General features: G+C 65.8%; 19 protein-coding genes. 16 read left to right on the top strand and 3 right to left on the bottom strand.

The annotated features are described in order from the left end of the window. Nucleotides 1-71 precede the first annotated feature (71 nt). From mraY to ligA, 14 genes are all read left to right on the top strand, one after another. Nucleotides 72-1175 carry a phospho-N-acetylmuramoyl-pentapeptide-transferase gene (mraY, locus tag HYH08_RS13025; protein WP_220010205.1) on the top strand — a complete coding sequence of 368 codons (1104 nt, stop codon included), beginning with the start codon at nucleotides 72-74 and terminating at the stop codon, nucleotides 1173-1175. Beyond that, a complete protein-coding gene (gene murD / locus HYH08_RS13030) occupies nucleotides 1175-2575 on the top strand; it encodes a UDP-N-acetylmuramoyl-L-alanine--D-glutamate ligase (RefSeq protein WP_220010206.1) in 1401 nt (466 codons plus the stop codon). The genes mraY and murD overlap by 1 nt, the downstream gene beginning before the upstream one ends. A gap of 240 nt (nucleotides 2576-2815) precedes the next feature. Next, nucleotides 2816-3967: a putative lipid II flippase FtsW gene (gene ftsW / locus HYH08_RS13035; protein ID WP_220010207.1), complete on the top strand. Its 1152-nt coding sequence runs from the start codon at nucleotides 2816-2818 to the stop codon at nucleotides 3965-3967. Nucleotides 3968-4164: 197 nt separating this feature from the next. Continuing rightward, nucleotides 4165-5265 carry an undecaprenyldiphospho-muramoylpentapeptide beta-N-acetylglucosaminyltransferase gene (gene murG / locus HYH08_RS13040; RefSeq protein WP_220010208.1) on the top strand — a complete coding sequence of 367 codons (1101 nt, stop codon included), beginning with the start codon at nucleotides 4165-4167 and terminating at the stop codon, nucleotides 5263-5265. A 119-nt stretch (nucleotides 5266-5384) separates the two neighbouring features. Beyond that, the gene (gene murC / locus HYH08_RS13045) at nucleotides 5385-6788 is read left to right on the top strand and encodes a UDP-N-acetylmuramate--L-alanine ligase (protein ID WP_220010209.1); all 1404 of its coding nucleotides are present in this window, start codon (nucleotides 5385-5387) and stop codon (nucleotides 6786-6788) included. A 4-nt stretch (nucleotides 6789-6792) separates the two neighbouring features. Continuing rightward, entirely contained in the window at nucleotides 6793-7713 is a 921-nt protein-coding gene (murB, locus tag HYH08_RS13050; RefSeq protein WP_220010210.1) for a UDP-N-acetylmuramate dehydrogenase, read from the top strand. A gap of 22 nt (nucleotides 7714-7735) precedes the next feature. Next, complete coding sequence (locus tag HYH08_RS13055) at nucleotides 7736-8722, top strand: D-alanine--D-alanine ligase family protein (protein ID WP_220010211.1); 987 nt, start codon at nucleotides 7736-7738, stop codon at nucleotides 8720-8722. A 348-nt stretch (nucleotides 8723-9070) separates the two neighbouring features. Continuing rightward, nucleotides 9071-10117 (top strand): cell division protein FtsQ/DivIB, encoded by a 1047-nt coding sequence (locus HYH08_RS13060; protein ID WP_220010212.1) that lies wholly within the window; start codon nucleotides 9071-9073, stop codon nucleotides 10115-10117. After that, complete coding sequence (gene ftsA / locus HYH08_RS13065) at nucleotides 10114-11436, top strand: cell division protein FtsA (protein ID WP_220010213.1); 1323 nt, start codon at nucleotides 10114-10116, stop codon at nucleotides 11434-11436. The genes HYH08_RS13060 and ftsA overlap by 4 nt, the downstream gene beginning before the upstream one ends. Before the next feature lie 87 nt (nucleotides 11437-11523). Continuing rightward, nucleotides 11524-13323, top strand: a complete 1800-nt coding sequence (gene ftsZ / locus HYH08_RS13070; protein ID WP_220010214.1) for a cell division protein FtsZ — start codon at nucleotides 11524-11526, stop codon at nucleotides 13321-13323. A gap of 374 nt (nucleotides 13324-13697) precedes the next feature. Beyond that, the gene (gene lpxC / locus HYH08_RS13075; RefSeq protein ID WP_220010215.1) at nucleotides 13698-14660 is read left to right on the top strand and encodes a UDP-3-O-acyl-N-acetylglucosamine deacetylase; all 963 of its coding nucleotides are present in this window, start codon (nucleotides 13698-13700) and stop codon (nucleotides 14658-14660) included. 254 nt (nucleotides 14661-14914) lie between these two features. Then, nucleotides 14915-15802, top strand: coding sequence for an outer membrane protein assembly factor BamD (locus HYH08_RS13080; RefSeq protein ID WP_220010216.1), 888 nt, complete (start codon nucleotides 14915-14917; stop codon nucleotides 15800-15802). A 24-nt stretch (nucleotides 15803-15826) separates the two neighbouring features. After that, nucleotides 15827-17497 (top strand): DNA repair protein RecN, encoded by a 1671-nt coding sequence (gene recN / locus HYH08_RS13085; RefSeq protein WP_220010217.1) that lies wholly within the window; start codon nucleotides 15827-15829, stop codon nucleotides 17495-17497. Nucleotides 17498-17646: 149 nt separating this feature from the next. Then, entirely contained in the window at nucleotides 17647-19800 is a 2154-nt protein-coding gene (gene ligA / locus HYH08_RS13090) for an NAD-dependent DNA ligase LigA (RefSeq protein ID WP_220010218.1), read from the top strand. Between the two features lie 160 nt (nucleotides 19801-19960). Here ligA and HYH08_RS13095 read toward each other — a convergent pair whose 3' ends face one another. Together HYH08_RS13095 and HYH08_RS13100 are read right to left on the bottom strand one after the other, a co-directional pair. Next, nucleotides 19961-21241 (bottom strand): multidrug effflux MFS transporter, encoded by a 1281-nt coding sequence (locus HYH08_RS13095; protein ID WP_220010219.1) that lies wholly within the window; start codon nucleotides 21239-21241, stop codon nucleotides 19961-19963. A 301-nt stretch (nucleotides 21242-21542) separates the two neighbouring features. Next, complete coding sequence (locus HYH08_RS13100; RefSeq protein WP_220010220.1) at nucleotides 21543-23372, bottom strand: aminopeptidase P family protein; 1830 nt, start codon at nucleotides 23370-23372, stop codon at nucleotides 21543-21545. A gap of 186 nt (nucleotides 23373-23558) precedes the next feature. On the opposite strand from HYH08_RS13100, the gene HYH08_RS13105 reads away from it, so the two are divergent. Continuing rightward, nucleotides 23559-23738: a hypothetical protein gene (locus HYH08_RS13105; RefSeq protein WP_220010221.1), complete on the top strand. Its 180-nt coding sequence runs from the start codon at nucleotides 23559-23561 to the stop codon at nucleotides 23736-23738. 189 nt (nucleotides 23739-23927) lie between these two features. On the opposite strand, the gene HYH08_RS13110 is transcribed toward HYH08_RS13105, so the two are convergent. Next, nucleotides 23928-24815, bottom strand: coding sequence for a 50S ribosomal protein L11 methyltransferase (locus tag HYH08_RS13110; protein ID WP_220010222.1), 888 nt, complete (start codon nucleotides 24813-24815; stop codon nucleotides 23928-23930). Between the two features lie 162 nt (nucleotides 24816-24977). Between HYH08_RS13110 and HYH08_RS13115 the strand changes: the two genes are divergently transcribed. After that, nucleotides 24978-25133 carry a Flp family type IVb pilin gene (locus tag HYH08_RS13115; protein WP_144441701.1) on the top strand — a complete coding sequence of 52 codons (156 nt, stop codon included), beginning with the start codon at nucleotides 24978-24980 and terminating at the stop codon, nucleotides 25131-25133. Nucleotides 25134-25362: the final 229 nt, after the last annotated feature.

Genomic DNA, 25362 nt, shown 5'->3' on the forward strand with positions numbered 1-25362 from the left:
TACGCGTGAGGCGCGTTGAGGTCGAGACCGAGACCAAGACCGCGCGCCAAAGGCGCCATAGGACCGACTGAATGTTTTACTGGCTGATCGAGCTCTCCAACACATTTCCGAGCATGGGTGCGTTCCGCACCGTCCTGAACGTCTTCCGCTACATCACCTTCCGCACCGGCGGCGCCATCGTCACCGGCGCGCTGTTCGTGTTCCTGTTCGGGCCCTGGATCATCGATCATCTGCGTATCCGGCAGGGCAAGGGCCAGCCGATCCGCACCGACGGCCCGCAGTCGCATCTCGCCAAGAAGGGCACGCCCACCATGGGCGGGCTGATGATCCTGTCAGGCCTCACGGTCGGCACCGTGCTGTGGGCCAACCCGCTCAACCCATACGTCTGGATCGTGCTGGCGGTGACGCTCGGCTTCGGCTTCGTCGGGTTCTATGACGACTATCTCAAGGTGACCAAGCAGACCACGAGCGGGTTCGGCGGCAAGCTGCGCCTGCTGATCGAGGCGGCGATCGCGCTGGTCGCCTGCTATGCGCTGGTGCGGCTGAACCGTGATCCCGCCTCGACCGCGCTGACGATTCCCTTCTTGAAAGACACGGTGCTGCATTTCGGCTGGTTCTTCGTCGTGTTCGGCGCCTTCGTCATCGTCGGCGCCGGCAATGCGGTGAACCTCACCGACGGCCTCGACGGCCTTGCCATCGTGCCGGTGATGATCGCGACCGCGAGCTTTGCGATGATCGCCTATCTCGCCGGCAACGCGGTGTTCGCCGACTATCTCCAGATTAAATATGTCGCCGGCACCGGCGAGCTCGCGGTCCTCTGCGGTGCGCTCTTGGGCGCCGGTCTCGGCTTTCTCTGGTTCAATGCGCCGCCGGCCTCGATCTTCATGGGCGACACCGGCTCGCTCGCGCTCGGCGGCATGCTCGGCGCGATCGCGGTCGCGGTGAAGCACGAGATCGTGCTCGCGGTGATCGGCGGCCTGTTCGTGCTGGAGGCGGTCTCGGTCATCGTGCAGGTGGTGTCGTTCAAGCTCACGGGCAAGCGCATCTTCCGGATGGCGCCGATCCACCACCATTTCGAGCAGCTCGGCTGGACCGAGCCGCAGATCGTGATCCGCTTCTGGATCATCTCGGTGATGCTGGCGCTGGCCGGCCTCTCGACGCTGAAGCTGCGCTGATGATCCCGGTCACATCATTCGCCGGCAAGACGGTCGCGGTGTTCGGCCTCGGCGGTTCGGGGCTTGCCTCCTGTCACGCGCTGAAGGCGGGTGGCGCCGAGGTGATCGCCGCCGACGACAATGCCGAGAACGTCGCCAAGGCGGCACAGGCCGGTTTCGTCACCGCGGATCTGCGCAGCGTCTCCTGGGCGAACTTTGCCGCGCTCGTGCTGGCGCCCGGCGTGCCGCTGACCCATCCGGTGCCGCATTGGAGCGTGCTGAAGGCGCGTGAGGTGGGCTGCGAGGTGATAGGCGACATCGAACTGTTCTGCCGCGAGCGTCGCCGCCACGCGCCGGACGCGCCGTTCGTCGCCATCACCGGCACCAACGGCAAGTCGACCACGACGGCGCTGATCGCGCATCTGACGAAGGTTGCCGGCTACGACACCCAGATGGGCGGCAATATCGGCACCGCGATCCTGTCGCTGGAGCCGCCGCGCATGGGCCGCGTCCACGTCATCGAGATGTCGTCCTACCAGATCGACCTCACGCCCTCGCTCGATCCCTCCGTCGGCATCTTGCTGAACGTCAGCGAGGATCACATCGATCGCCACGGCACCATCGAACACTACGCCGCGGTGAAGGAGCGCCTCGTCGCCGGTGTGCAGGCGGGCGGCACTTCGATCGTCGGCGTCGACGACGGCTTTTGCCGCGACATCGCCGACCGGCTCGACCGCGCCGGCAAGAATGTGGTGCGCATCTCGGTGAAGAACCCGCTGGCGAGCGGCATCCATGTCGAGCATGGCACCATCATGCGTACCGCGGGCGGGGCACGGAGCGAAGTCGCAAAGCTCGGTGGCATCGGCTCGCTGCGCGGCCAGCACAATGCGCAAAACGCGGCTGCCGCTGCCGCCGCCGCGCTTGCGATGGGCATCAGCCTCGATGTCCTCCAGAACGGCTTGCGCAGCTTTCCGGGCCTGGCGCACCGCATGGAGCAGGTCGGTCGCCGCGGCAATGTGCTGTTCGTCAACGACTCCAAGGGTACTAATGCCGACGCCACCGCGCATGCGCTGTCGTCCTTTGCCGACATCTTCTGGATCGCCGGCGGCAAGCCCAAGGCGGGCGGTATCACCAGCCTGACCGGCTTCTTCCCGCGCATCCGAAAAGCCTATCTGATCGGCGAGGCCGCGCAGGAGTTTGCGGGAACGCTGGGCACGCAAGTCGCGCATGAGATCAGCCAGACGCTCGATGTTGCCGTCGAGCACGCCGCGCGCGATGCGGAGGCCTCGGGCCTCGTCGATGCGGTCGTGCTGCTGTCGCCAGCCTGTGCGTCCTTCGACCAGTACCGCAATTTCGAGATCCGCGGCGCCAAGTTCCGCGAGCTGGTGCAGGCGATGCCCGGTGTGAAGCCGGTGGTGTGAGGGCAGCTGCTCCACAATCTCCGCTGTCGTCGCCCGGCTTGACCGGGCGACCCAGTATCCCAGAGACGGTTATGATTAAGCCGAGGAGCCGCGGCGTACTGGATGCCCCGGTCAAGCCGGGGCATGACAGCGTGTTTTGGGGCGGTAGCGGAGATCATCTCGGAACATCCGCAATTCCTTAACCCCGCGGTAACCAACCTCGGCGACCAATGGACGATCTCTGTCCGAAAGCGGCCGCCCATGCTCTCCCGTGAAGAACGCACCCCCTTTTCCGAGTGGTGGTGGACCGTCGACAAGCCGCTGATGGGCGCCATCCTGGCCTTGATGCTGACCGGCGTGATCCTGTCGCTGGCGGCGAGCCCGCCGGTTGCGACCCGCATCGGGCTCGATCCCTTCCATTTCTTCAGCCGCCACGTGATGTTCCTCCTCCCGTCCTTCCTGGTGCTGCTCGGGGTCTCCTTCCTGTCGCCGCGCGCGATCCGCCGCTCGGCCCTGATCATCTTCACGATCAGCATCATCCTGATCGTGGTGACGCTCGCGATCGGCCCTGAGGTGAAGGGCTCGCGGCGCTGGATCACGCTGCTTGGCGTCAACATCCAGGCCTCCGAAATCGCAAAGCCGTCCTTCGTCGTCATCGCCGCCTGGCTGTTTGCGGAATCGACCAAGCGGCCGGAGATGCCGGCGACCTCGATGGCGCTGGTGCTGCTGTTGATGCTGGTTTCGCTGCTGGTGATGGAGCCCGATTTCGGCCAGACCATGCTGATCCTGATGGTGTGGGGCTCGCTGTTCTTCATCGCGGGCATGCGCATGATCTGGGTGTTCGGCCTTGCCGGTGCTGCCGCAGCAGGTCTCTTCAGCGCCTATCTGTTCGTCCCGCACGTCGCCGGCCGCATCAAGCGCTTCATGAATCCGGCCTCGGGCGACACCTTCCAGGTCGATACCGCCATGGAAGCCTTTTACAACGGCGGCTGGTTCGGCTTAGGGCCGGGCGAGGGCATCGCCAAACGCAGCCTGCCGGACAGCCACACCGACTTCGTATTCGCGGTCGCCGCCGAAGAGTTCGGCATCATCCTGTGCCTTGCCATGCTGGCGCTGTTTGCCTTCGTCGTGATCCGGACGCTGTCGCGCGCCTACGCCAATGAGGACATGTTCTCGCGCTTTGCCGCGTCCGGTCTTGCGATCCTGTTCGGCGTGCAGGCGGCGATCAACATGTCGGTCAACCTTCAGCTCATCCCCGCCAAGGGCATGACGCTGCCGTTCATCTCCTACGGCGGTTCCTCGATCGTGTCGCTGGCTTACGGTGTCGGCATGATGCTGGCACTGACGCGCCTGCGCCCGCGCACCGAGGTCGAGGCCAGCGGCCACGCCGACGCGATGCGGAGTTACGCGTAACAGGTCTCGTGTACAGGACAAGCGAAGCGAAGCGGAGCGCAGAGCCGGGACCCAGAATGCTGCATCGATGTTGCTAGAGATGGGCCCCGGTTCAGCAGCGCACCACGCCGCGAAGGGCGGCGCGCTGCGCTGCGCCCGGGGCGCGAACCTTGTGGCCGGCTCGCAATGACGGGAAAGTCCTTGTAAGACTAATCTCCATGACCACCTCCCCCCTGATTCTTCTCGCCGCGGGCGGCACCGGCGGCCATCTATTTCCGGCCGAGGCGCTCGGCGTCGAATTGATCCGGCGCGGCTTTCGCGTCCGCCTCGTCACGGACGAGCGCGCACTGCGTTATAGCGGGCTGTTCAGCAAGGACATGATCGACGTCGTCGCAAGCGAGACCGCGCGCGGCCGCAATCCATTCCAGCTCGCTTATGCGGGGCTGACGCTCGCCACCGGGACGCTGTCCGCTTACAGGCTGATCCAACGGTTGAAACCCGTCGCGGTGGTCGGCTTCGGCGGCTATCCGACGCTGCCGCCGCTGGTCGCGGCGAAATTCGCCGGCGTGCCCGGCATTATCCACGACGCCAACGCCGTGCTCGGCCGCGCCAACCGCTTCCTGTCGAGCCGCGTCCAGGCCATCGCGACGTCGTTGCCCGGCGTGCTCGACCGCGATCCCGCGCTCGCCAGCAAGACCACGACGGTGGGCACGCCGATGCGGCCTGCGGTCCTCGCGGCGGCTGCCGTGCCCTATGCTGCGCCTGAAGTGAACGGACCGCTGCGGTTACTGGTCGTCGGCGGCAGCCAGGGCGCGCGCATCATGGCCGACATCGTGCCCGGTGCGATCGAACGGCTGGAGCCCGTGCTATGGAGCCGGCTGGTTCTCACCCAGCAGGTGCGCGATGAAGACATGACGCGCGTGCGCGCGGTCTACGACAAGCTCAAGATCAAGGCCGAGCTTGCGCCGTTCTTCACCGATCTGCCGGCGCGGCTGGCGTCCAACCATCTGGTGGTGTCGCGCTCCGGCGCCGGCACCGTGGCCGAGCTTGCCGCGATCGGTCGGCCCTCGATCCTGGTGCCGCTGCCAGGCTCGATCGACCAGGACCAGTTCGCCAATGCCGGCGTGCTGGCCAAGGTCGACGGCGCGATCCGCATCCCGCAGACCGAGTTCACCCCGGACCGGTTGGCATCCGAGATCTCCGGCTTCGCCGCCGAGCCCGCGCGTCTTGCCGCGATGGCTAAGGCCGCGAAGGGGGCGGGCCGGCTCGACGCCGCCGAGCGGCTGGCCGATCTGGTGGTCAAAGTCGCGGGACTCTGACGCGAAAAAGCCCTTGTCTTGGCCTTCCAAAGCGGGGCATCCAGTAGGAACGGCGCGGCTGATTTGGCCGTGACCTTCGCCAGATGTCGCCCTCCGGCGGCAAGGTCAGGGAACAGAGCATGAGACTGCCGCGCGAGATCGGACCCATCCACTTCGTCGGGATCGGCGGGATCGGCATGAGCGGCATCGCCGAGGTGCTGGTCAATCTCGGCTATGCCGTGCAGGGCTCGGATGCCTCCGACAATTACAATCTCGACCGTCTGCGCAAGAAGGGCGCGAAGGTCTCGGTCGGCCACAAGGCCGAGAATGTCGACGGTGCCGAGGTCGTCGTCGTCTCCACCGCGATCAAGCGCGACAATCCGGAACTGATGGCGGCGCGCGAGCGCCGGATTCCCGTGGTGCGTCGTGCCGAGATGCTGGCCGAGCTGATGCGGCTGAAGAGCTGCGTCGCCATCGCCGGCACCCACGGCAAGACCACGACGACCACGATGGTCGCGACCCTGCTCGATGCCGGCGGGCTCGATCCCACCGTCATCAACGGCGGCATCATCAACGCCTATGGCTCCAATGCCCGCCTCGGCGCCGGCGACTGGATGGTGGTGGAAGCCGACGAAAGCGACGGCACGTTTCTGAAGCTGCCGACCGATGTCGCGATCGTCACCAATGTCGACCCCGAGCATCTCGATCATTTCAAGACGTTCGACGCGGTGCAGGACGCGTTCCGCCATTTCGTCGAGAACCTGCCGTTCTACGGCTTTGCCGTGATGTGCATCGATCATCCCGTGGTGCAGAGCCTTGTCGGCAAGATCGAGGACCGCCGCATCATCACCTACGGCGAGAATCCGCAGGCCGATGCGAGATTGCTCGACCTGACGCCGATGGGCGGCGGATCGAAATTCAAGGTCGCGTTCCGCGATCGCAAGACCGGCGCCGTGCACGAGATCGCCGATCTCATGCTGCCGATGCCGGGCCGCCACAACGCCTCCAACGCGACCGCCGCGATCGCGGTCGCGCGCGAACTCGGCGTGTCCGACGACGCCATCCGCAAGGCGATCGCCGGCTTCGGCGGCGTCAAGCGCCGCTTCACCAAGACCGGCGAGTGGAATGGCGTCACCGTGATCGACGATTACGGCCATCACCCCGTCGAGATCGCGGCGGTGCTGAAGGCGGCGCGGGAATCCACCAACGGCAAGATCATCGCCGTGGTGCAGCCGCATCGCTACACCCGCCTGCAATCGCTGTTCGAGGAATTTTGCACCTGCTTCAACGATGCGGACGCCGTTGTTGTCGCGGATGTCTATGCCGCTGGCGAGACGCCGATCGACGGCATCGACCGCGATCATTTCGTCGCCGGCCTGCGTGCGCGCGGCCATCGCGAGGTGGTGCCGCTGCCGGCGGCTACGGAGCTTCCTGGCATCATCAAGGGACTGACGAAGTCCGGCGATCTCGTCGTGTGTCTCGGCGCCGGCAACATCACGCAATGGGCTTACGCTTTGCCGGACCAATTGAAGGCGCTGGGGTAGGGCGGTGAGCTTTCCCGACATCACGCCCGACCTCAAAGCTGAAATGCCCGACCTCCGCGGCCGGCTGCTTGCCAACCAGTCGCTCGCCGAACTGACCTGGTTTCGCGTCGGCGGTCCGGCGCAGGTGTTGTTCACGCCGGCGGACGAGGACGATCTCGCTTACTTCCTCGCGCGTCTTGCAAGCGACATCCCCGTCCATGTGGTCGGCGTCGGCTCCAACCTCATCGTGCGCGATGGCGGCATTGAAGGCGTGGTGACCCGGCTTGCGCCGCGCGCCTTTGGCGAGGCCACGACGAGCGGCGATATCGTCACCGCGGGCGCGGCCGCCCTCGACAAACGCGTGGCGGAAGTGGCGGCCTCCGCCAATATCGGCGGCCTCGAATTCTACTTCGGCATTCCCGGCACGATCGGCGGCGCGCTGCGCATGAATGCGGGGGCCAATGGCGGCGAGACCAAGGACGTGCTGATCGAGGCGCGCGGCGTCGGGCGCGACGGCACCAGGCACGTCTTCTCCAATGCGGACATGAAATTCGTCTACCGCAATAGCGGCGTCGATCCCTCCATCATCTTCACCTCGGCGCGTTTTCGCGGCGAGATCCGGGATGCGGAGGCGATCCGCGCGCGCATGGCGGAGGTGCAGACCCACCGCGAGACAGCGCAGCCGATCCGCGAGAAGACCGGCGGTTCGACCTTCAAGAACCCGCCCGGCCATTCCGCCTGGAAGCTGGTGGATGCCGCCGGCTGCCGCGGCTTGCGCGTCGGCGGCGCGCAGGTCTCGGAGATGCACTGCAACTTCCTGATCAACACGGGCGATGCCACCGCGCACGACATCGAGACGCTGGGCGAGACCGTGCGCGAACGCGTCAAGGCGAATTCCGGAATCGAGCTGCACTGGGAAATCAAGCGGATCGGAATCCCCGGCTAATTTGGACAGGCGACGAGAGCACATGCGCATTACCATCCTCTTCGGCGGCGCCAACCGTGAACGTCTGGTTTCGGTCGCCTCGGCCCAGGCGCTGCATCAGGCGCTGCCGGAGGCCGATCTCTGGTGGTGGGACGTCGAGGACAAGGTGCATGTGGTGCAGTCCAAGCAGCTGCTCGAGCATGCCCGTCCGTTCGAGGACGAGTTCAAGCCGGGCACGCGTGGCATTCCGCTGGCGCAGGCGCTCGACCAGGCCAAGGCGGAAGGTCGTGTGCTGGTGCTCGGCCTGCATGGCGGGCAGGCGGAGAATGGCGAGTTGCAGGTGATGTGCGAGGCGCGCGGCGTGCCCTTCACTGGCTCAGGCTCGGCCTCCTCGCATCTCGCCTTCGACAAGATCGCCGCCAAGCGGTTCGCCGCGCTCGGCGGCGTGACGCCGCCGGCCAACATCGCGCTCGACGACATCGATAATGCCTTCGCGGAATACGGCAGGCTGATCGCAAAGCCCGCGCGCGACGGCTCGAGCTATGGCCTGATCTTCGTCAACGCGAAGCAGGATCTCGTCGCGGTCCGCAATGCGGCGAAGCAGGAAGAGTATGTGATCGAGCCGTACATCGCCGGCGTCGAGGCGACCTGCGGCGTGCTGGAGCGCAGCGATGGCTCGATTATCTCGCTGCCGCCGATCGAGATCATTCCGGGCGAGGGCAATTTCGACTACGCCGCAAAATATCTCTTGAAGTCGACCCAGGAGATCTGCCCCGGGCGATTTTCGCCCGAGATTACGGCCGCGCTCAAGGCGCAGGCGATGCTGGCGCACCGGGCGATGTCCTGCACCGGCTATTCACGCTCGGACTTCATTGTCTCGCAGAAGGGCCTCGTCTATCTCGAGACCAACACGCTGCCCGGGCTGACCAAGTCCTCGCTCTACCCCAAGGCGCTGAAGGCCGAGGGCATCGAATTCGTCGACTTCCTGCGCGGCCTGATCGAGCTCGCCGTGCGGGGCGTCCGGAAATAATTAGGACTGGTTAACGGCCAAACCGGCAAAACGGCCCGGTTTGGGGCCCAAATCCGGTAAAATGCCGGAGATCGCGGCATAAATGCCTCACATGGCTGGGCAAAAAGCATCCGGCGTTAACGAATTTTACCTTTTGTTTACCAGGACATCCGAAGGTTAACGCTGGCGGCGCATATGGCGTTTTGGCTGCCGGCGCGTGAGCTGCTTGGGTGATGTCACCTGCAGCGAGCGCAGTGAAGGGGAGAGGCTTCTTCTGCTGAAGACCAGCACCCGGCCCGGCAAGTTCGACACGTCATGTTCGCCAGGACCCGCGCGATGTCGCGGGAAAACTGTTGACGAGTTCGTGCAATGGATCGTGCAGGAAGCCTCACCCGGTCGCTTTTCAGATCGCTGAGGCCCCAAGCTGACCTGAAGGCGGCCGCTATTGGAGCGGTCGTGCTTCTGCGCGAGTGGGTGCAAGAAAAGTTCCGCCAGAAGCTCGAAGCCAAGCGTGAGCAGCAGCGCGCTGCCGCTCAAGCCAAGATCAAGACCAAAGCCAAGCCCGTTATCGAACGCGAGCCGCCGCCGCGCATCGTCGCGCTGGTCGAGCGCTACGCACCGCGCCGGGCCGGGCTCGCCATGACCGTGCTGCTGCTGCTCGGCAGCTGCGGCTTCGGCATCGTCAAGGGCGGCCATCTCCAGGATTTCATCACCGCGGTCAGTGATGCCCGTAACGCGATGGCCAATTCCGCGGGCTTCCGCATCACCTCCGTCGTGATCAACGGACGCAAACAGCTCAGCCAGGACGAAATTCTGGCGATCGGCGGCGTCAGCGGCCGTTCCTCGCTGCTGTTCCTCGACGCCGATGTGGTCCGCGAGAAGCTCAAGGCCAATCCCTGGATCGCGGATGCGACCGTGCTGAAGCTCTATCCGGGCCGGCTGATGATCGACATCACCGAGCGCCAGGCGTTCGCGCTGTGGCAGGAGGCCGGCCGGCTCTCCGTCATCGCCGATGACGGCGCCGTGCTCGAGCCCTACGTCTCGCGCCGGTTCCTGACATTGCCGCTCGTGGTCGGCAAGGGCGCCGACACCCAGGCCCGCGATTTCCTGGCGCTGCTGGCGCGCTATCCGCAGGTCAATGCGGTGACCAAGGCCGCGATCTATGTCGGCGAGCGGCGCTGGAACCTCCGGCTCAAGGACGGCCTCGACATCCGCCTGCCCGAGCAGGATGTCGGCAACGCGCTGGCGATGCTGTCGCGGCTCGACAAGGAAGACCGGCTGTTCTCGAAAGACATCGTCGCCGTCGACATGCGGCTGCCCGATCGCCTGGTGGTGCAGCTGTCCGACGACGCCGCCAAGGCGCGCGAAGATCTGTTCAAGGACAAGAAGAAAAAGAAGGCCGGGGACGCTGCATGACCGGTCTTGATCGCACCCAGACGCCGAAGACGCGCCCGATGCCGCACAAGCGCGGCGGCCTCGTCGCCTGCCTCGACATCGGCACCAGCAAGATCGCCTGCATGATCGCGCGGCTGAAGCCGTCGGCGCCGAGCGAGGCCCTGCGCGGCCGCACCCACGCGGTGGAATTGATCGGTTATAGCCAGATCCAGTCGCGCGGCATGAAGGCCGGCGCGGTGGTCGATCTAGGCGAATGCGAGCAGGCGGTACGTCAGGCCGTCGGTCTCGCCGAGAAAATGGCCAAGGTGCGGGTCGAGTCCGTGCTGCTGTCGGTCTCCGGCGGCCGCCTGTCCGGCCAGCTGGTCGAGGCTGCCGCCGACATCCGCGGCGGCGCGGTGACCCCGGCCGATGTCAGCCGCGTCACCTCCACCGGCATGCGCCACGCCACCGGCGAGGGCCGCACCGTGCTGCACGCGCTGCCGGTCGGCTACACGCTCGACGGCGTCAAGGGCATCCGCGATCCCCGCGGCATGGTCGCCCACCAGTTCGGTGTCGATATGAATGTCGTCACATGCGACGCCACCGTGGCACGGAACCTGATGCTGGCGGTCGAGCGCTGCCACATCAATGTCGAAGCCATGGCGGCGAGCCCCTATGTGGCCGGCCTGTCGGTGCTGACCGACGACGAGGCCGATCTCGGCGCCGCCGTCGTCGAGATGGGCGCCGGCACCACCACTATCGCGGTCTATTCCGGCGGCCGCTTCGTGCACGCGGCCGGTTTTGCGGTCGGCGGGCAACACATCACGATGGATCTTGCACGCGGACTCTCGGCGACCATTGCCGATGCCGAGCGAATCAAGACGTTATACGGCACCGTCATCACCGGCGGATCGGACTCGCGTGAGCTGATGTCTGTGCCGACAGCCGGTGACGAGCAGGATCTGCCGCAGATCGTCTCCCGCGCCACCATCGCCAACATCGTCAAGCATCGTGCCGAGGAAGTCTTCGAAATGGTTCGGGACAAGCTGAAGGATTCGCCCTTCGCCTCGGAGCCGAACGGCCGCGTCGTGCTCTCGGGCGGCGCCTCGCAGCTGACCGGCCTCGTCGATCTCGGCACCCGCATTCTTGGCCGGCCCGTGCGGGTCGGACGTCCGCTCGGTTTCGGCCGGCTGCCCAATGAGGCGAAGAACGCCGCGTTCGCGGTGCCGGCCGGCCTTCTCGTCTACCCGCAATATGTTCACCAGGAACATGTCGAACCGCGGCATACGCGGCAGCAGGTCAGGACAGGGACCGGCGGATATTTCGGAAAGGTCGGACGATGGCTACGCGAGGGCTTCTGATGACCGCTTTCCGCAATTTCTCATTTTCACCAACTCCCGCGGCCGGTGGCCGGGGCGAACCCACGCGCGCGTGATCGAGAGGCAAACATGACCATCAGCATCAACGTTCCTGATATTCACGAGTTGAAGCCCCGGATCACCGTGTTCGGCGTCGGTGGCGCCGGCGGCAACGCGGTCAACAACATGATCACGGCGGGCCTGCAGGGCGTCGACTTCGTGGTCGCCAACACCGACGCGCAGGCGCTGACCATGTCGAAGGCGCAGCGCATCGTGCAGATGGGCACTGCGGTCACGCAGGGCCTCGGCGCAGGGTCGCAGCCGAACGTCGGCGCGGCCGCCGCTGAAGAAGTCATCGACGAGCTGCGCGACCATCTCTCGGGCGCCAACATGGTGTTCGTCACCGCCGGCATGGGCGGCGGCACCGGCACCGGCGCTGCTCCCGTCATCGCCAAGACCGCGCGCGACATGGGCATCCTCACCGTCGGCGTCGTCACCAAGCCGTTCCACTTCGAAGGCGGCCGCCGCATGCGCACCGCCGAAGCCGGCATCGCCGAGCTGCACAAGGTGGTGGATACGCTGCTGATCATCCCGAACCAGAACCTGTTCCGGGTCGCCAACGAGAAGACCACCTTCGCAGACGCCTTCGCGATGGCCGACCAGGTGCTCTATTCGGGCGTTGCCTGCATCACCGACTTGATGGTCAAGGAAGGCCTGATCAACCTCGACTTCGCCGACGTCCGCGCCGTCATGCGCGAGATGGGCAAGGCGATGATGGGCACCGGCGAAGCCTCCGGCGACAAGCGCGCGCTGACCGCCGCGGAAGCGGCGATCGCCAACCCGCTGATCGACGACAGCTCGATGAAGGGCGCCAAGGGCCTGCTCATCTCCATCACCGGCGGCAAGGATCTCACGCTGTTCGAGGTCGACGAAGCCGCGACCCGCATCCGCGAGGAGGTCGACCAGGACGCCAACATCATCGTCGGCGCCACCTTCGACGAAGCGCTCGACGGCCTGATCCGCGTCTCGGTCGTTGCCACCGGCATCGAGCAGGCCGCGATCGCCCGCAACAGCCAGGCGACCTCGGCTCCGGTTGCGAACGCCGCGCCGCAGGTTCCGCAGCAGGCGCCCGCGGCGCCGGCCGCGGCCGCCGAGAGCCGTCTCGCCGACCTCACCGCGCGGCTCCGCGCCGACAACCAGCGCCTGGCCGAACGCGCCCAGAAGCTGGAATCGCAGATCCCGGCGGCCGCGCCGGCCGCAGCCGCCCCCGTTGCGCCGCGTCCGAACGTCGAGCGCGCCGCGCTCGCCGCCATCGCCGCTGCCGTCTCCGAGGTCCCCCAGGCGCCCGCGCCGCAGACCTATGGCGACGTCACCGTGCGCCCGATCGCGCAGAAGCCGACCCTGTTCCCGGAGCCCGAGATGGCCCCGGTCGCGATGCAGGAGCCGATGACGCCCGATACCTTCATCCCGCCGCAGGCCGAGCGTGCACCCGCCCGCGCGCCGCGGATGCCGCGTATCGAGGAGCTGCCGATGCCGGCCCAGGCCGAGCTTCGCCAGGCCCGCGGCGAGGTGGAAGAAGAAACCCCGCAGAAGAGCCGCCTGTCGCTGCTCCAGCGCCTCGCCAATGTCGGCCTCGGCCGCCGCGACGAGGAGAGCGAGCCGCCGGTCGCCGCCCGTACCGCAGGTCCGGCGATGCCGCCGCTGCCCGATCGCCGCCCGCAGAAGACCGTCGCGCAGCAGATCGCGGCCAGCGAGCCGGTATCTGAGTATGCCCGCCGTCCTGCCCCGCAGGGCCTGGACATGCATGGCCGCCCGGCACCTGTTGCGCCGTCGCCACAGGGTGACGACCATCTTGATATCCCGGCCTTCCTGCGGCGTCAGGCGACCTGAGGATTGTTACAATAAGGCAGATGCCAAGAGGCCCCGGCGGGAAGCTTGCCGGGGCCTTTCCTTTTTCTCCGTAACGATCCCGATTGCGTGACCAAGCAACTGATTTTAAATCATTAATTACGTATTCAGTGGTTCAGTAAAACTGCCGGAAGCGACCCAAAACGTCGGCGCAATTTGGTTAAGCCTTGGCGCGAATACGGCAGGTTTGGGGTAACAATCGGTAAAAAAGCGTGAGTTGGCGCTGTTTGAGGCAGTGACTATGGTTTGCCGTGACTTGGGGATACGGATTCGGACAGCGGCCTTGCTCAGTGAGCCTTGGCCGCTCGGTTCGGGTGAGTATAAGTCGCAGTGGGTCGTAGCGGGGCGGGTTCCTGATGAAATTTAGCCGGCAAACAACGCTTCGTGCGCAAGCCTCTGTGGCAGGCGTGGGCGTTCACTCCGGTCTTCCAGTCACTCTCACGCTTGGGCCTGCACCTGTCGACGCAGGTTTTATTTTTGTCCGCACAGGCCTTGAGGGAAGTGACCGCGAAGTTCAGGCGACCGCCGATCAGGTGATCGCGACCGATCTCGCCACCGTGCTCGGCGATCGCAACGGACCGCTGGTCTCCACCGCCGAGCACGTGCTTGCTGCGCTGCGGGGTATGGGCGTCGACAACGCCACCATCGAGATCGATGGTCCGGAAGTGCCGATCATGGACGGCAGCGCCGCGGCCTTCATCGCGGCGATCGATCAGGCCGGTATCGTCACCCAGCCGGCGCAGCGCCGCTTGATTCAGGTTCTGAAGCCGATCTCGGTCAAGATCGGCGACTCCTTCGGCGAAATCCGGCCCTACGCCAACGGTTTCCGCGCCGAGGTCGAGATCGACTTCACCAATCCCGTCATCGGCCAGCAGAGCTACGCCTTCGAGCTCAGCCCGGAACGCTTCCGCCGCGAAGTCGGCCGGGCCCGGACCTTCGGTCTGATGTGCGACGTCGCCCGGCTCTGGAGCGCGGGCTACGCGCTCGGCGCCTCCTTCGACAACACCGTCGTGTTCGACGACGAGCGGCTGCTCAACACCGAGGGCCTGCGCTACGCCGACGAATGCGTCCGCCACAAGGTGCTGGACGTGATCGGCGACCTCGCCCTGGCCGGTCTACCGCTGCTCGGCGCCTACCGTTCGGTGCGTGGTGGCCACAAGCTCAACCACGCCGTCCTGACCGCGCTGCTCGCCGACCGTACCGCCTGGCGGGTGGTCGAGGGTGAAGCTGTCCGCCGCACCACGCGTCCCGTGGCCGAAACCGGCCGCGGCATCGTCGGCGGCCGGGTTGCCGCCGCCTACGGGCCGGACGTCTCCTGATCCGCGGTTCGAGGCCATTGCCCGGCGTTTTCTCCGGGAAACTCCTGGTAACGATGATCGGCTAGGATTGCGGCACATTCGCCTTAATCCGGGCGAAATGCCTGCCTATCCGGTTGGTTCAAGATCGTTTTTCGGTTACACCGGCGTGGTCGCATGGCAGGCACCACGGCATCATTTCGCGCCCATGACGGGGTTCATGGGCTGGCGGGCACCGCATCACAGGGCGGCGCTAGAGAGCGTCAGGGCTTAAACTCATGTCGGCACAGCGTATGACGCGCGGATATCTTCAGGTCTCGCCTTTCGTCCGCGGGCTGCTTCAGGCCGTTACCTTGATGGTGCTTTCAGTGCCGCTGGCCGGCTGCGGCACCGGCGCGCTCTGGGACAAGTTCACCGCCAAGGACGACACCTTCGTCGAGGAGCCCGCCGACAAGATCTACAATGAGGGCCTGTACCTCATGAACGAGAAGAAGGACATGAAGGCGGCGAACAAGAAGTTCGAAGAGGTCGACCGCCAGCATCCTTATTCCGACTGGGCCCGCAAATCGCTGCTGATGTCCGCCTACGCCTCCTACCAGGGCGGCGACTATGACGGATGCATCGGCGCGGCGACCCGCTACGTCACGCTGCATCCCGGCAGCCCGGATGCGGCCTATGCGCAGTACCTGATCGCCGCCTCGCATTACGACCAGATCCCGGATATCAGCCGCGACCAGAGCCGCACCGAGAAGGCGATCGCCTCCCTGGAAGAGGTGGTGCGCAAATATCCGACCTCGGAATATGCGACCTCGGCCAAGGCCAAGATCGAGGGCGCGCGCGACCAGCTCGCCGGCAAGGAAATGAATGTCGGCCGCTATTACGCGCAGAAGCGCGACTACACGGCGGCGATCAACCGCTACAAGACCGTCGTCACCCAGTACCAGACCACGCGCCATGTCGAGGAGGCGCTCTACCGGCTGACCGAGTCCTACATGGCGATCGGCATCGTCGGCGAGGCCCAGACCGCGGCCGCCGTGCTTGGCCACAATTTTCCTGACAGCCGCTGGTACAAGGACGCCTATAATCTTGTAAAATCCGGCGGTCTCGAGCCGAGCGAGAATCAGGGTTCCTGGATGAGCAGGGCCTTCAAGAAGATAGGCCTCTAGGTCTCGGCTAGGAAATTTGGTTCCATGCTGGCGCGTCTGTCGATCCGTGACATCGTCCTGATCGAACGGCTCGATATCGAATTCGCCCCCGGGCTTGCGGTTTTGACCGGCGAGACCGGTGCGGGCAAATCCATCCTGCTCGATGCCTTTGCGCTGGCGCTCGGCGGCCGCGGCGACGCCGGCCTCGTGCGCCATGGTGCGGAGCAGGGGCAGGTCACTGCCGTCTTCGATATCCCCAAAAATCACCCCGCAGCGAAGATCCTCGCCGAGAACGGGCTCGACGACACCGGCGAGATGATCCTCCGCCGCGTCCAGCTCGCCGACGGCCGCACCCGCGCCTTCATCAACGACCAGTCGATCAGCGTGCAGACGCTGAAGGCAGTCGGCACCGCCCTGGTCGAGATCCACGGCCAGCATGACGAGCGCGCGCTGGTCGACGCCGCCACCCACCGCCGCCTGCTCGATGCCTTTGCCGGCCTGGAGAAGGACGTCGCCGCGGTCGAAGCCCTCTGGGAGGCACGCCGCACCGCCAACACCGCGCTGGAGGAGCACCGCGCCGGCATGGAGCGCGCCGCGCGCGAAGCCGACTATCTGCGCCACGCCTCCGACGAGCTGAAGCGGCTCGCGCCCAAGGAGGGCGAGGAGACCTCGCTCGCCTCGCGCCGCACCACCATGATGCAGGGCGAGAAGATCGCCTCGGATCTGCGCGAGGCGCAGGAGGTCGTTGGCGGCCACAACTCGCCAGTTGCCGCGCTGTCGGCGGCCGTGCGCCGGCTGGAGCGCCGCGGCGTCAATTCGCCGGCGCTGGTCGAGCCCGCGGTGAAGGCGATCGACATCGCGATCAACGCGCTGGAGGAAGCCGACCAGCACCTGCTGGCCGCGCTGGCCGCGACCGACTTCGACCCGGCCGAGCTCGAGCGCATCGAGGAGCGGCTGTTTGCGCTGCGCGCGGCGTCTCGCAAATATTCGACCCCGGTGGACCTGCTCGCGGCACTCGCTGCCCAATACGCCGCTGATGTCGTGCTGATCGACGCCGGCGCCTCGCAGTTGAAGAAGCTGGAGCAGGCCGCGATCGAGGCCGATGGCCGCTATGCCGCCGCTGCCAGGAAACTGTCGCTGGCGCGGCAGAAATCGGCGGAGAAGCTCAACAAGGCGGTCAATGCCGAACTCGCCCCGCTCAAGCTCGAACGCGCAAAATTCATGACCCAGGTCGCTACCGACGAGGCCGCGCCGGGCCCGCAAGGCTTCGACCGCGTCGAGTTCTGGGTGCAGACCAATCCGGGCACCAAGCCGGGTCCGATGATGAAGGTCGCCTCCGGCGGCGAGCTGTCGCGCTTTCTCCTGGCGCTCAAGGTCGTGCTGTCCGACCGCGGCTCCGCGCCGACCCTCGTTTTCGACGAAATCGACACCGGCGTCGGCGGCGCGGTGGCGGACGCCATCGGCGGGCGCCTGGCGCGGTTGGCCGGCAAGGTCCAGGTGATGGCGGTCACTCACGCCCCGCAAGTCGCGGCGCGTGCCGACCAGCACCTCCTCATCTCCAAGGATGCCCTCGACAAGGGCAAGCGCGTCGCCACCCGCGTCAATGCCCTCGCCGCCGACCACCGCCGCGAGGAGATCGCCCGCATGCTGGCCGGCGCCGAGATCACCGCCGAGGCGAGGGCCGCCGCGGAGCGGCTGCTCAAGGCGGCGAGCTAGGCTTCGTGTCCCGGACGCGCGCAGCGCGAGCCGGGACCCAGAATACGGCGACATAGGCCCCGGCTCTGCAGCGCACCGCTTCGCGTTGCGCTGCGTCCGGGGCATGAGACGCCTTTACCCCTCCGCCCGCTCCGTCGTATCCAAGCACCATGGCCAGAGCAGCAAAATCAAAAGCAACACCGCCTCGCGACGTCGCCGATCTCACCAAGGCACAGGCCAAGGTCGAGCACATGCGGCTGGCGCTCGAGATCGAGGGGCATAACGAGCGCTACTATCAGGAGGACGCGCCTGTTGTCACCGACGCCGAGTACGACGCGCTGCGCCAGCGCTTCAACGCGATCGAAAAACGCTTTCCCGAATTCGTCAGCGCCGATTCGCCCTCGCAGAAGGTCGGTGCCGCCCCCTCGGGACGCTTCAGGAAAGTGCCGCATTCCGTGCCGATGCTGTCGCTCGACAACGCCTTTGCGGACGAGGACGTGCGTGACTTCGTCGGCCGCATCGTGCGCTTCCTGAAGCTCGACGACGACAAGATCGATTTCTCCGCCGAGCCGAAGATCGACGGGCTCTCGATGTCGCTGCGCTATGAGGGCGGCGAACTCGTCACAGCTGCGACGCGCGGGGATGGTGCGGTCGGCGAGGACGTCACCGCCAACATCCGCACGCTGGAAGACGTGCCGCAGAGGCTGAAAGGCCGCAACGTCCCCGATATCTGCGAGGTGCGCGGCGAGGTCTACATGACCAAGAAGGCGTTCCTGGCGCTCAACGAGCGGCAGAAGGCGGCCGGCGACACCATCTTCGCCAATCCGCGCAATTCGGCGGCGGGTTCGCTGCGGCAGAAGGATCCGACCATCACCGCCTCGCGTCCCCTTGGCTTCTTCGCCTATGCCTGGGGCGAGATGAGCGCGATGCCGGAACAGACGCAGAGCGGCATGATCCACTGGTTCGAGCGCTGCGGCTTCAAGACCAATCCGCTGACAAAACTGTGCCACTCGGTCGAGGAGCTGATCGCCTTCCACCAGAAGATCGAGGAGGAGCGCGCAAGGCTCGACTATGACATCGATGGCGTCGTCTACAAGGTCGATCGGATCGACTGGCAGGAACGGCTCGGCTTCGTCTCGCGCACGCCGCGTTGGGCCATCGCGCACAAATTCCCGGCCGAGCGCGCCATGACCATGCTGCGCGACATCGAGATCCAGGTCGGCCGCACCGGCTCGTTCACGCCGGTCGGCAAGCTGGAGCCGATCGGGGTCGGCGGCGTGATCGTGCAGAACGTCACGCTGCACAATGAGGATTACATCAAGGGCATCGGCAGCAAGGGCGAGGTGTTGCGTGAGGGGCGCGACATCAGGATCGGCGACACCGTCGTGATCCAGCGCGCCGGCGACGTGATTCCACAGGTTGTCGACGTCGTGCTCGACAAGCGCCCCAAGAACGCCAAGGAGTACCACTTCCCGAAGAAGTGCCCATGCCCGCTGCACACCGACGTTGTGCGCGGGGAGACGGCGGCCGGCGAAGAGGAATCCCGCGCCCGCTGCTCGGGCGAGTTCGCCTGTCCCTATCAGAAGATCGAACACCTCAAGCTGTTCGTGTCGCGACGCGCCTTCGACATCGACGGTCTTGGCGAGAAGCAGCTCCAATACTTCTTCGACGAAGGATGGGTTAAGGAGCCCGCCGACATCTTCACGCTGGAGAAGCGCAACTCGAAACTGAAGCTGGAGGAGATCGAGGGCTACGGCGCAACGTCGGTGCGCAACCTCTTTGGGGCGATCGAGAGCCGCCGAAAAATTGCGCTGGAGCGTTTCGTCTATGCGCTCGGCATGCGCCATGTCGGCGAGACCACCGCGCTGGCGCTGGCGCGCGGCTACGGCTCATGGGAGGCTTTCCACGACGCCTGCCTCAAGGTCGCCAACGGCGACGAGGAGGCGATGGCCGAGATGGACGCGCTCGACCAGATCGGCGACACCGTGATCAAGAGCATCGCCGACTATTTCGGCGAGAGCCACAACCGCGGCATTGTCGAACGCCTGACCAAGGAGGTCGAGATCGTCGACGCCGAGAAGCCGAAGAGCAACTCAGCCGTCGCCGGCAAGACCGTGGTGTTCACGGGCTCGCTGGAAAAGATGACGCGCGACGAGGCCAAGGCGACGGCGGAGCGCTTGGGCGCCAAGGTCTCAGGCTCGGTGTCGAGTAAGACCGACCTCGTGGTGGCCGGACCCGGCGCGGGCTCGAAACTCAAGGATGCCAACAAGCACGGCGTCAAGGTGCTGACGGAAGATGAGTGGTTGGCGCTGATCGGGGAGTGAGGGAGGCGCACTTGCCCCTCTTGCTCCGCTGTCATCGCCCGGCTTTGACCGGGCGATCCAGTACTCCGTGACGTCAGTGATTGAACCGAGAAGCCGCGGCGTACTGGATCCCCCGCTTTCGCGGGGGATGGCACCGTGCATGTGATGACAGTGGCGACAGCTACATCATCCCCGTCTCTTCCTCTTCCGCCTGTTCGATCAATTCCTCGCTCACCACCATCTCCCGCCGCGGCACGACGAAGATCATCATGCAGGCGCAAAGCAGCGAGATCGCCAGCACCGCGGACGTCAGCGGCAGCGTCGTTGTGGAATGGCCGCCGAGGTAGGCGCCGAATTGCGACATCAGCGCGCCGATGCCCTGCTGGAGGAAACCCATCGCGCCTGACGCGGTGCCGGCCGCCTCGGGGCGGATGCTGATGGCGCCGGCGGCGGAGTTTGCCATCACGAAGGCATTGCCGACCATCACGATCATCTGCGTGCCGAACAGCCAGGCTGGCGCCTCGTTCCAGCCCGTCAAACTCCAGAGCAGATTCAGCAGGCTGCCGCAGAGCTGCAAGGCCAATCCGAACCAGATCAGCTTCTCCAGCGAATGCCTGGGCGCAAAGCGCACGCAGAGCAGATTGCCGACGAGATACGCAAAGCCTGTTGTCGCGAACCAGGCGCCGTATTCGGCGCTGGTCCGCCCCATCTGCGTCACGACGATGTAAGGGCCGCCGCCGGCGAAGGTGAAGATGATCTGCGAGGCCAGCACCTGGCACATCACATAACCGATGAAGGCGCGGCTCCTGATCAGGGTGCCCACGTCGCTGCGAAAGCCGCCGCTCCCGACGGCGCGGCCGCGGCGCGTTTCCGGCAACGCAATCGCGATGCCGGCGGCGACCGCGATGGCGCCGATCGTGACGGCGTAGAAGATGGCCCGCCAGCCGAATGCGGTCTCGATCAGGCCGCCGGTGAGCGGCGACACCATCTGGCCGATCATCAGGGCTGCGATCACGAGGCTGATCATCGAGGCGACGCGGTCGCGCGGATAGATGTCGCGGATGATGGCGCGGCTGATCACCATGCCGGAGGCGCCGCCGAGCGCCTGGAAGAAGCGCGCGGCGATCAGCTGCGGCAGGGTCTCGGCGAAAATGCAGCCGATGCTCGCCGCCACCATCAGCGCGAGGCCTCCGAGCAGCACCGGGCGCCGGCCGAACTTGTCCGACAGCGGCCCCATGATCAGCTGCGACAGCGCGATGCCGACCATGTAGAGCGACACCGTCATCTGCGCGATCGAGATGTCGCGGCCGAAAGTCGTCGCCAGCACGGGCAGGGCCGGAACCAGGATGTAGAGCGAGATCGGCGCGATCCCGGTCATGACGACCAGCAGCAGCAACACCACGCGCGAGGTCGCGATGTCCTTTGTTGCCGCCTCCGGCGGCCTGCTGATCATGCCGTGCATCGTCGTCCGTCTCTCGAATTCGATTCGACTGTAGCGTGCTCACGCAAGACGGATATCGGCGTTTCGGAATGCGGCCATTCGGATTTCGGGACGGTGATGATGCGGGCACGATGGCGACCGATTGGGCGCGGGGCTCGTTCCACAAATGAGATGTCATTCCCCGCGAAGGCGGGGAATCCAGTATGCCAGAGGCCGTCGTTTTATTGGGAGAAGCCGCGGCGTACTGGATGCCCCGTCTCCGCGGGGCATGGCAGTCGTGTTGGGGAAGCAGCCTTGCGCAAATCGCCTAGTGCTATGCGCGTTACGCCTTCAACTCCGCCGTCGCCTGATCGAGCCAGGCCCTGGTCGCCTCGTCCAGCGCAGGGCCGACCTCGGCCCGCACGCGCGCATGGTAGGCGTTGAGCCAGTCGAGCTCGTCCTTGCCAAGCATGGCGACCTCGATCAGCCGGCGGTCGATCGGCGCCAGCGTCAGCGTCTCGAACGCGTTCATCGGCTTCTCGGCGCCCTGGATGCTGGCTTCGACGACCAGCTCGAGGTTCTCGATGCGGATGCCGAAGCCGTCGGTCTTGTAATAGCCGGGTTCGTTGGAGAGGATCATGCCACGCTTCAGCGGCGTGGTGCCGAGCTTCGAGATCCGCGCCGGGCCTTCGTGGACGCTGAGATAGCTGCCGACGCCATGGCCGGTGCCGTGCTCGAAATCGATGCCGGCGGCCCAGAGATATTGCCGCGCCAGCGTGTCGAGCTGCGCGCCCGTTGTGCCGTCGGGAAACACAGCGCGCGCGATCGCGATGTGCCCGCGCAGCACGCGGGTGAAGCGGTCGCGCATCTCTTCCGTCGGCTCGCCGACCGCCATGGTGCGGGTGACGTCGGTGGTGCCGTCTTCATATTGCGCGCCGGAATCGATCAGCAGCAGATCGCCGGGCGCGATGCGCCGGTTGCTCTTGCGGGTGACGCGGTAGTGCACGATGGCGCCGTTCGGACCGGTGCCGGAGATGGTCGGGAACGACACGTCCTTCAAAGCGCCGGTGTCACGGCGGAACGTCTCCAGCGCCTCGACCGCGTCGATCTCGGTGAGCTTGCCGCTTCCTGCCTCACGATCGACCCAAGCGAGGAAGCGTGCCAGCGCCACGGCATCGCGGCGGTGCGCGGTCTGCGTGCCCTTGATCTCGGTGGCGTTCTTGACCGCCTTGAGCAGCGCGATGGGATCGCTGCCGCGTACCGGCTTGCCGCCGGCGCTCGTGATCAGCCGGCTCAGCGCATCGGCCGCGGTGGCATTGTCGAGCGAGATCGCCGCGCCGCTCTTGGCTAGCGCCATCAGCGTCGGCGCCATCGCATCGGGCTCGCGCACGTCGGCGGACTGCTCGAGATGGTCGCGCGAGAGGTTCGAGAGTTTTCGGTGATCGATGAAGATCGTCGGGCGACCCTCCTTCGGCACCAGCGCGTAGGACAGCGGCAGCGGCGTATGCGCGACGTCGGCGCCGCGGATGTTGAAGGTCCAGGCCACCGCGTGGCTGTCCGACAGCACCAGCGCATCGGTGCCGAGCCTGGCGATCTCGCTCCTGATCTGTGCCAGCTTGTCGGCCTCGGCAACGCCGGCATTTTGCAGGCTGTGCACGGCGACGGGGGCGAGCGGCGGCTGCGGCCGGTCATGCCAGATCGCATCGACCGGGTTGCTGTCGACCGCGACCAGCTCGGCGCCGGCCTTGGCGCAGGCGGCGGACAGGCGCTCGGCTGCCGAAGAAGTATGCAGCCACGGATCAAATCCGAGGCGGTCGCCGGCCTTCAGATGTGCCGACACCCAGCTTTCCGGCGGCGGATCGATCAACGATTCCACCGCCCAAGCCTTGGCGTCGACCTGCTTGGCGGCCTGGATCGTGTACCGGCCGTCCACGAACACCGCAGCCTCGTGTGTCAACACCACCGCCAGTCCCGCCGAGCCAGTAAAGCCGGTCAGCCAGGCCAGGCGCTCTTCGGAGGGCGGCACATATTCATTCTGCTGCTGGTCGGCGCGCGGAACGACGAAGCCGGTCAGCTTGCGGCGGGCGAGTTCTTCGCGAAGTGCGGCAAGGCGCGCCGTCAACGCGACGCCGGCCTCGGGCTCTTCGAATGTCTGGAAGTGTGCTTCGAACATGGCTCAGTTTAGGATCATGGCGAGCGGTCCGCAATGTAGACGCAATTGCTCGTTCATCTGGCATGGACTGTGCTTGAAAATGTTCCATTCGAATTTGAGTGGAGTACGGGATGCGGCAGTTGCGCTTCGTCCGGATAACAGGGAAATTCGAGCAGGTGGTTCATCTCAACGGCGAGGGGACACACGATGCCAGCATTCACGTTTGAGAAGATTTCGCCGCCGGTGCGCCGCGCCCCGGCCGCAACACTCCCCAAGAAGCCGCGCGGTCTCATCAGCCAGATGATCGATCGTTTCGTCGAGCGCCGCGCCAGACGCGCGTTGCAACGCGAGCGCGCGATACGCCGGGACGAGAAGCCGGCGGAGTAGGGTGGTTCTTTACCTCGCCCCGCTTGCGGGGGGAGGTCGATCGCGAAGCGATCGGGTGAGGGGTACAGGTCTCACAGCGATCTCGCGTGGTGAGAGAGGACCCTCACCCCAACACTCTCAGCGCGAGCGAAGCTCGTCGCGGCCCCGTAAGAACGGGGCGAGGGAGCGCATCACCGCCGCGGACGCGCCTTACCCCACCTTCCTCAGTAGCAAACTGCTCCACCCCTCGATCCTGAGATGCCGCAGCGGCACGAGGCCGCGAGCGCGGTAGGCGGCGATCACGGCAGGGGCCTGGTGGGTCAAGAGGCCCGAAAGGATGACGCGGGCGCCGGGCGCCAAGTGCCGCGCCATCGGGCTCGCCAACTGCCGTAACGGATTGGCAAGGATGTTGGCCAGGACCAGGTCGAACGGGCCGCATCTGGCGAAATCCGGGGCGGCAAAGCCGGTAGCCCGGATCGCCCGCACATATTGACCGGCTTCATTCAGCGTCGCGTTCTCGACCGCCACTCGCACCGACGGCGGATCGATATCGGAGGCCAGCACGGCGCGATGCAACGCCTTGGCGGCGGCGATGGCCAGCACGCCGGTGCCGGTACCGAGGTCGAGCACGCGCTTCGGCCGGGAACTCTTCAGGACATGGTCAAGCAGAAGTAAACAGCCACGCGTGGTGCCGTGGTGTCCGGTGCCGAAGGCGAGTGCCGCCTCGATCTCGATTTTCAGCTTGTTCGGCGCGACGCGGTCGCGGTCATGGCTGCCGTGGACGACGAAGCGTCCGGCCGGGACCGGAACGAGATCTTCCAGGCTCGCCTTGACCCAGTCCTTGGCTTCGACCGTGTCGAAGACAAGGGTGGCAGCGATGTCGTTTCCTGCTGACGTCGCAACGAGTTCGCGCAGCAATTCCTGGTCCGGCGCCTCGGCGAAATGCAAGGTGACGTCCCATTGTCCGTCGGGCCTCTCGAACGCGGCGACCGCTGCATCGCCCTCGAAAAAGACCTCCGTGAGCACGTCGACGACGCGCTTGGCAGCCGCCTCGGTCCCGATCGAGAAGCTGGCGCGATGAGTGGGAGAAGGCTGCATCAGGGTTCCATGGGGTTCAATTTTTGGAACTTTTGTTCCCAATTTTCCGCATAACTTGCAGTTCCGGAATTAACCCCATTAAAGGTTGTGTCCCGTAGGTTTGCGGATGTTGGAACCAACCAACACACCCTGGAATAGAAATGGAGGCGAGACTTGAAGCGCATGGTTTTGAAGTTCTGGTCCGACGAATCTGGTGCGACCGCGATCGAATACGGCCTGATCGCGGCCGGTATCGCGCTCGCGATCATCACCGTGGTGAACAGCCTGGGCACCACGATGAACGAGAAGTTCGGTTCGATTAGCAGCTCCTTGAAGTAATTTCTGCCTCCCATTTCCCAGCCGGGGCTGATTTCTTCATAGGTGGTTTCCCGATCACCGCCCGCGAGGGGAATTGCCCCTGGCGGGCGAGGTCGTTTTGGGCCTCGCGGCAATTGCCCACAGGATGTCCGCTTGTTCTCCGCGGCTTGTTCAGTGTCTATCCCGCCGTGCATCCCCAGCTTTTCCACTGGCTCTCCCCAGCCTGCACCGCTCAGTGTTGTGCAGATGC

Source organism: Bradyrhizobium sp. BR 10289 (assembly GCF_019455385.1).
In the GTDB taxonomy this organism is placed as follows: Bacteria; Pseudomonadota; Alphaproteobacteria; order Rhizobiales; family Xanthobacteraceae; genus Bradyrhizobium.

What these genes read in the sequence shown, in the direction of transcription:
- HYH08_RS13110 (WP_220010222.1), bottom strand. Translation starts at nt 24,815, where the DNA reads ATGCAGCCTTCTCCCACTCATCGCGCCAGCTTCTCGATCGGGACCGAG.
- ftsA (WP_220010213.1), top strand. Translation starts at nt 10,114, where the DNA reads ATGACCGGTCTTGATCGCACCCAGACGCCGAAGACGCGCCCGATGCCG.
- HYH08_RS13055 (WP_220010211.1), top strand. Translation starts at nt 7,736, where the DNA reads ATGCGCATTACCATCCTCTTCGGCGGCGCCAACCGTGAACGTCTGGTT.
- murC (WP_220010209.1), top strand. Translation starts at nt 5,385, where the DNA reads ATGAGACTGCCGCGCGAGATCGGACCCATCCACTTCGTCGGGATCGGC.
- ftsZ (WP_220010214.1), top strand. Translation starts at nt 11,524, where the DNA reads ATGACCATCAGCATCAACGTTCCTGATATTCACGAGTTGAAGCCCCGG.
- murD (WP_220010206.1), top strand. Translation starts at nt 1,175, where the DNA reads ATGATCCCGGTCACATCATTCGCCGGCAAGACGGTCGCGGTGTTCGGC.
- recN (WP_220010217.1), top strand. Translation starts at nt 15,827, where the DNA reads ATGCTGGCGCGTCTGTCGATCCGTGACATCGTCCTGATCGAACGGCTC.
- mraY (WP_220010205.1), top strand. Translation starts at nt 72, where the DNA reads ATGTTTTACTGGCTGATCGAGCTCTCCAACACATTTCCGAGCATGGGT.
- HYH08_RS13060 (WP_220010212.1), top strand. Translation starts at nt 9,071, where the DNA reads ATGGATCGTGCAGGAAGCCTCACCCGGTCGCTTTTCAGATCGCTGAGG.
- HYH08_RS13100 (WP_220010220.1), bottom strand. Translation starts at nt 23,372, where the DNA reads ATGTTCGAAGCACACTTCCAGACATTCGAAGAGCCCGAGGCCGGCGTC.
- lpxC (WP_220010215.1), top strand. Translation starts at nt 13,698, where the DNA reads ATGAAATTTAGCCGGCAAACAACGCTTCGTGCGCAAGCCTCTGTGGCA.
- ligA (WP_220010218.1), top strand. Translation starts at nt 17,647, where the DNA reads ATGGCCAGAGCAGCAAAATCAAAAGCAACACCGCCTCGCGACGTCGCC.
- HYH08_RS13115 (WP_144441701.1), top strand. Translation starts at nt 24,978, where the DNA reads ATGGTTTTGAAGTTCTGGTCCGACGAATCTGGTGCGACCGCGATCGAA.
- HYH08_RS13095 (WP_220010219.1), bottom strand. Translation starts at nt 21,241, where the DNA reads ATGCACGGCATGATCAGCAGGCCGCCGGAGGCGGCAACAAAGGACATC.
- HYH08_RS13105 (WP_220010221.1), top strand. Translation starts at nt 23,559, where the DNA reads ATGCCAGCATTCACGTTTGAGAAGATTTCGCCGCCGGTGCGCCGCGCC.
- HYH08_RS13080 (WP_220010216.1), top strand. Translation starts at nt 14,915, where the DNA reads ATGTCGGCACAGCGTATGACGCGCGGATATCTTCAGGTCTCGCCTTTC.
- murG (WP_220010208.1), top strand. Translation starts at nt 4,165, where the DNA reads ATGACCACCTCCCCCCTGATTCTTCTCGCCGCGGGCGGCACCGGCGGC.
- ftsW (WP_220010207.1), top strand. Translation starts at nt 2,816, where the DNA reads ATGCTCTCCCGTGAAGAACGCACCCCCTTTTCCGAGTGGTGGTGGACC.